The organism is Streptomyces sp. AcH 505 (assembly GCF_000818175.1).
Lineage (GTDB): Bacteria > Actinomycetota > Actinomycetes > Streptomycetales > Streptomycetaceae > Streptomyces.
In genome coordinates, this window is the sequence record NZ_JTIY01000001.1 from 41,165 (window position 1) to 46,431 (window position 5,267).

4 protein-coding genes are annotated in these 5,267 nt (G+C 72.6%); 2 read left to right on the forward strand and 2 right to left on the reverse strand.

The features are described from left to right. Window positions 1-351: acyl-CoA dehydrogenase family protein (locus HY68_RS44615; protein ID WP_041983183.1), on the reverse strand; the 351-nt coding region annotated here is incomplete at its 3' end. A gap of 103 nt (window positions 352-454) precedes the next feature. Between HY68_RS44615 and HY68_RS00215 the strand changes: the two genes are divergently transcribed. Both HY68_RS00215 and HY68_RS00220 read left to right on the forward strand, forming a co-directional pair. After that, window positions 455-2,101 carry an AMP-binding protein gene (locus HY68_RS00215; RefSeq protein ID WP_041983185.1) on the forward strand — a complete coding sequence of 549 codons (1,647 nt, stop codon included), beginning with the start codon at window positions 455-457 and terminating at the stop codon, window positions 2,099-2,101. Window positions 2,102-2,105: 4 nt separating this feature from the next. After that, window positions 2,106-2,933, forward strand: a complete 828-nt coding sequence (locus HY68_RS00220) for a PaaX family transcriptional regulator C-terminal domain-containing protein (RefSeq protein WP_041983187.1) — start codon at window positions 2,106-2,108, stop codon at window positions 2,931-2,933. Here the strand turns inward: HY68_RS00220 and HY68_RS00225 are convergent. Next, window positions 2,920-5,199, reverse strand: coding sequence for a bifunctional salicylyl-CoA 5-hydroxylase/oxidoreductase (locus tag HY68_RS00225; RefSeq protein WP_041983189.1), 2,280 nt, complete (start codon window positions 5,197-5,199; stop codon window positions 2,920-2,922). The genes HY68_RS00220 and HY68_RS00225 overlap by 14 nt on opposite strands. Between the last annotated feature and the right edge of the window lie 68 nt (window positions 5,200-5,267).

Sequence of the window (5,267 nt, forward strand, 5' to 3'; positions counted from 1 at the left end):
CAGCGCGAAGGCGGCGACGGCGCGGCCCGCGCGCACCTCGGGCAGCCAGCGGGCGCGCTGCCGGTCGGTGCCCGCCTGCACGATCGGGTACGTACCGAGCCCTTGCAGGGCGAGCGCGGTCTCGGCCTCGGTGCAGCCGTAGGCGAGCGACTCGCGCAGCAGACACAGGTCGAGCGCCCCGGCGCCGAACAGCCGTTCCAGCAGGCCGAGTTCGCCGAGCGCCGCGATCAGGGCCCGGTCGACACGGCCGGGCTCGCCCTTCTCGGCGAGCGGACGCAGCCGGTCGGCGGCCAGGACACGCAGCTCCGCGCACCACGCGGTCTGTACCGGATCAAGGGAGAATACGGACATCCGGACTCCACTTCACACAGGTCTATCGCGGGCCGTTGACTGTCGTCATCTTCACGATACGCTCGATGGGCGACCCCATCGCGAGACACAGAGGGGGCGAACCATGGAGCTGACACCCTCGGCGCACCTCGACACCTTCGCACGCGACCATCTCCCGCCGGCCGGACAATGGCCGGTGTTGCTGTCCGCCCCCGCCGAACTGCCCGAGCTGCGCTACCCGGACCGGCTCAACTGCGCCGCGGAGCTGCTGGACCGTACGGCCGAGCGGTTCGGCGCCGGGCGCACCGCGTTCCGGGACGGTGCGGGCGGCGTCTGGACGTACGGGCAGTTGCGCGCCCAGGTCGACGGGATCGCCCATGTCCTCACCTCGGAGCTGGGTGTGGTGCCCGGCAACCGGGTACTGCTGCGCGGCCCCACGACGCCCTGGCTCGCCGCGTGCTGGCTGGCGGTGCTGAAGGCGGGCGGGGTCGCGGTGACCGTACTGGCCCAGCAGCGGCCCGGGGAGCTGGCCACGATCTGCGAGATCGCCCAGGTCAGCCATGCGCTGTGCGATGTGCGGTCGGTGGACGGCCTGACGAAGGCGCAGGTGCCGGGACTGCGGGTCGTCACGTACGGAGGGCAGGCGCCGGACGATCTGCTGCACCGCGCCGCCGCGATGCCGGAGCGGTACGAGGCGGTGGCGACGGCGGCGGACGACGTGGCGCTGATCGCCTTCACGTCGGGCACGACGGGCCGGCCCAAGGGGTGCATGCACTTCCACCGGGACGTACTGATTGTCGCCGACACGTTCTCGCGCCATGTGCTGCGGCCGAGCGCGGACGACCTGTTCGCGGGCAGCCCGCCGCTCGGTTTCACCTTCGGCCTCGGCGGTCTGGTGATCTTCCCGCTGCGCGCGGGTGCGTCCGCGCTGCTGCTCGAACAGGCCCACCCCAAGCAGCTGTTGGCGGCGGTGGCACGCGAGCGGGTGTCGGTGCTGTTCACGGCGCCGACCGCGTACCGGGTGATGCTCGACGAACTCGGCTCCGCCTCCTACGACATCAGCTCGCTGCGGCGTTGTGTCTCGGCGGGCGAGAATCTGCCCGCGGCGACCTGGCAGGCGTGGCGGGAGCTGACCGGGTTGGACATCATCAACGGCATCGGCGCCACGGAACTGCTGCACATCTTCGTCTCTGCGGCCGACGAGGCGATCCGTCCCGGCACGACGGGCGTGCCGGTGCCGGGCTGGCAGGCGCGTGTCGTGGACACCGACGGCGTACCGGTGCCGGACGGCGAGCCGGGGCTGCTGGCCGTGCGCGGCCCGCTGGGCTGCCGGTATCTCGCCGACGCCCGGCAGCTGGAGTACGTGCGGGACGGCTGGAACCTGACCGGCGACACCTATGTGCGGGAGGCCGACGGGTATCTCCGCTATGTCGCGCGCGCCGACGACATGATCATCTCGGCCGGGTACAACGTCCCCGGGCCGCAGGTCGAGGAGGCACTGCTGGCCCATCCCGATGTCATGGAGGCGGCGGTGGTCGGCCGCCCCGACGAGCTGCGGGGCCGGGTCGTCGCCGCCTACGTCGTCCTGCGGGAGGGCGTGGAGCGCGGCGACGCGGCGGCTTCGGCGCTGCGGGAGTTCGTCGCCGAGCGGCTCGTCCCGTACAAGTGCCCGCGTGAGATCACCTTCCTGGACACACTCCCCCGCACCCCGACGGGCAAGCTCCAGCGCTTCCGGCTGCGGGACCACGTGCCGGGACAGGCCCTAAAGTGATCACGTGGCCGAGCACACCCCCCGATCCCTGATCGTCACCCTGTACGGCGCGTACGGCCGGACCCCGGACGACGCGCCGCTGGCCGTGGCCGAGCTGATCCGGCTGCTCGGGGCGCTCGGTGTCGACGCGCCTTCGGTGCGTTCCTCGGTGTCCCGGCTCAAGCGCCGCGGGCTGCTGGTGCCGGGCCGTACGGCGCAGGGCGCCGCAGGGTACGCGCTGTCGGGCGAGGCGCGTGAGCTGCTGGACGACGGGGACCGCCGTATCTACCTCCGGCCCGCGCCAACGCTCGGCGACGGCTGGATACTTGCCGTGTTCTCGGTCCCGGAGGCCGAGCGCAACAAGCGCCATCTGCTGCGCTCCCGGCTGGGCGGGCTGGGCTTCGGCACGGCCGCGCCCGGTGTGTGGATCGCGCCCGGCAGGTTCTACGAGGAGACCCGGCACACCCTGCGGCGGCTGGGGCTCGACCCGTACGTCGATCTCTTCACCGGCAGCCATCGCGGCTTCGCACCGACGGCCGAAGCGGTGACCCGCTGGTGGGACCTGCCGGCGGTCGCCGGGCAGCACGAGGAGTTCCTGGCCCGGCACGAACCGGTGCTGCGGGCCTGGGAGAAGCGCGATTCGGTGCCGCCCGAGGACGCCTACCGCGACTATCTGCGGGCGCTGGACTCCTGGCGCCATCTCCCGTACACGGACCCGGGCCTGCCGGCCGAACTGCTGCCTGACGATTGGCCGGGCGCCCGTTCGGCGGATGTGTTCTTCGCGCTGCACGGCCGCCTGCGGGACGCCGGGCTGGCCTTCGTACAGCCCAAGGACGGCCTCAGCGAAGGGTGAGCCGGGGCTTCGGCCCGTCGGTGCGGCCCGTCGGGGGCGGCCGGCTGCCTGCCAGGTACGGCAGTGGCCAGGGCGCCCCCGGGCCCGCGTACCCCTGGTCGGCGGCGGCGTGCAGGGTCCAGTGCGGGTCGTGGAGGTGCGGCCTGGCGAGGGCGCAGAGGTCGGCGCGGCCCGCCAGCAGCAGGGAGTTGACGTCGTCCCAGGAGGAGATCGCGCCGACGGCGACGACCGGCACCGCCAGGGTGTTGCGGATCAGGTCGGCGTACGGCGTCTGGTACGAGCGGCCGAACTCGGGGCGTTCACCGGCGACGACCTGGCCCGTGGAGACGTCGATCGCGTCGGCGCCGTGTGTCGTGAAGGCGCGGGCGATCTCGACGGCGTCCTCGGGTGTGGTGCCGCCGGGTGCCCAGTCGGTGGCGGAGATCCGGACGGTCATGGGCCGGTCGGCCGGCCAGTCGGCCCGTACCGCGTCGAAGACTTCGAGCGGAAAGCGCAGCCGGTTCGCGAGCGGACCGCCGTAGGCGTCGGTGCGGTGGTTGGTCAGTGGGGAGAGGAAGCCGGAGAGCAGATAGCCGTGGGCGCAGTGGAGTTCGAGCAGATCGAACCCGGCCCGGCCGGCGCGTCGGGCCGCTGCGGTGAACTGCTCGCGGATCGAGGCGAGTTGGCTGTGGTCGAGTTCGTGCGGTGTCTGGCTGACCCCGGGCAGATAGGGCACCGGTGAGGCGGCCGACACCGGCCAGTTGCCGGTGGGGAGCGGTTCGTCCATGCCGTCCCACATCAGCCGCGTCGAGCCTTTGCGTCCCGAGTGGCCGAGCTGGACGCCGATGGCCGTGCCGGGCGACTGGGTGTGCACGAAGTCGGTGATCCGGCGCCAGGCGTCGCCTTGTTGGTCGGTGTAGAGGCCGGTGCAGCCGGGGGTGATCCTGCCCTCGGGGCTGACGCAGACCATCTCGGTCATGACGAGTCCCGCGCCGCCGAGGGCGCGCCCGCCGAGATGGACGAGGTGGAAGTCGGCGGGGACCCCGTCGACGGCCGAGTACATGTCCATGGCCGAGACCACCACCCGGTTGCGCAGGGTCAGTTCACCCAGTTGGAAGGGGGTGAACATCGGTGGGGTGCCGGGCGGGCAGCCGAACTCGTCCTCGACGGCCCGGGTGAACCGCTCGTCGCGCAGCCGCAGGTTGTCGTGGGTGACGCGGCGGCTGCGGGTGAGCAGGCCGAAGGCGAACTGCCGTGGCGGCTGGTCGGTGTAGGTGGCCAGCTCCTCGAACCAGCGCAGGCTCGCCGCCGCCGCGCGCTGGGTCGATTCCACGACGGGGCGGCGTTCGCTCTCGTACGCGGCGAGCGCGGCCGGCAGGTCCGGCTGCTCCTCGACGCAGGCGGCGAGCGCGAGAGCGTCCTCGACGGCGAGTTTCGTGCCGGAGCCGATGGAGAAGTGCGCGGTGTGGGCCGCGTCCCCGATCAGCACCGTGTTGCCCTTGCTCCAGCGCTTGTTGACGACGGTACGGAACGCCGTCCAGGCCGACGCGTTGGAGCGCAGCGGCCGTCCGCCGAGGGCGTCGGCGAAGATTTTCGCGCACTGTTCGGTGGACTGCGTCTCGTCGAGCCGGTCGAACCCGGCGGCCCGCCAGACCTCTTCGCGCATCTCGACGATGACGGTGCTGGCCGACTCCGTGTAGGGGTAGCCGTGGAGCTGCATCACGCCGTGTTCGGTCTCGGCGATCTCGAAGCGGAACGCGTCGAAGGCGAAGTCGGCGGCGAGCCAGATGTACCGGCAGCCGTGGGTGGTGACGCTGGGCTCGAAGACGTCGGCGTACGCGGCGCGGATGCGGCTGCCCGCCCCGTCGGCGGCGATGACCAGGTCGTATTCATCGGCGAGTCGACCGGCCGGCGGTGCCTCCGTACGGAAGTGGAGTGTGACGCCGAGACCGGCGCAGCGCTCGCGCATGATCTCCAGCAGTCTGCGCCTGCCGAGCGCGGCGAAGCCGTGTCCGCCGGAGGTGAGGGTGCGGCCACGGTGGACGATGTCGATGTCGTCCCAGCGGACGAACTCCCGCTGGAGCGCGGTGTGCACGGCGGGGTCGGCGTGCTCGATGCCGCCCAGGGTCTCGTCGGAGAGGACCACACCGAAGCCGAAGGTGTCCTCGGGGGCGCCGCGCTCCCAGACGGTGATCTCGCGGGCCGGGTCGAGCCGTTTGAGCAGGGCGGCGGCGTACAGCCCGCCGGGTCCGCCCCCGACGACCGCGACGCGCAACGGCCGGGCCACCCTCAGGGCCTCTCGTTCGGATCGTGCCGGGCTCGCGGGGGCCGGTGCCGCGCCTCGCGGCGTTGTCG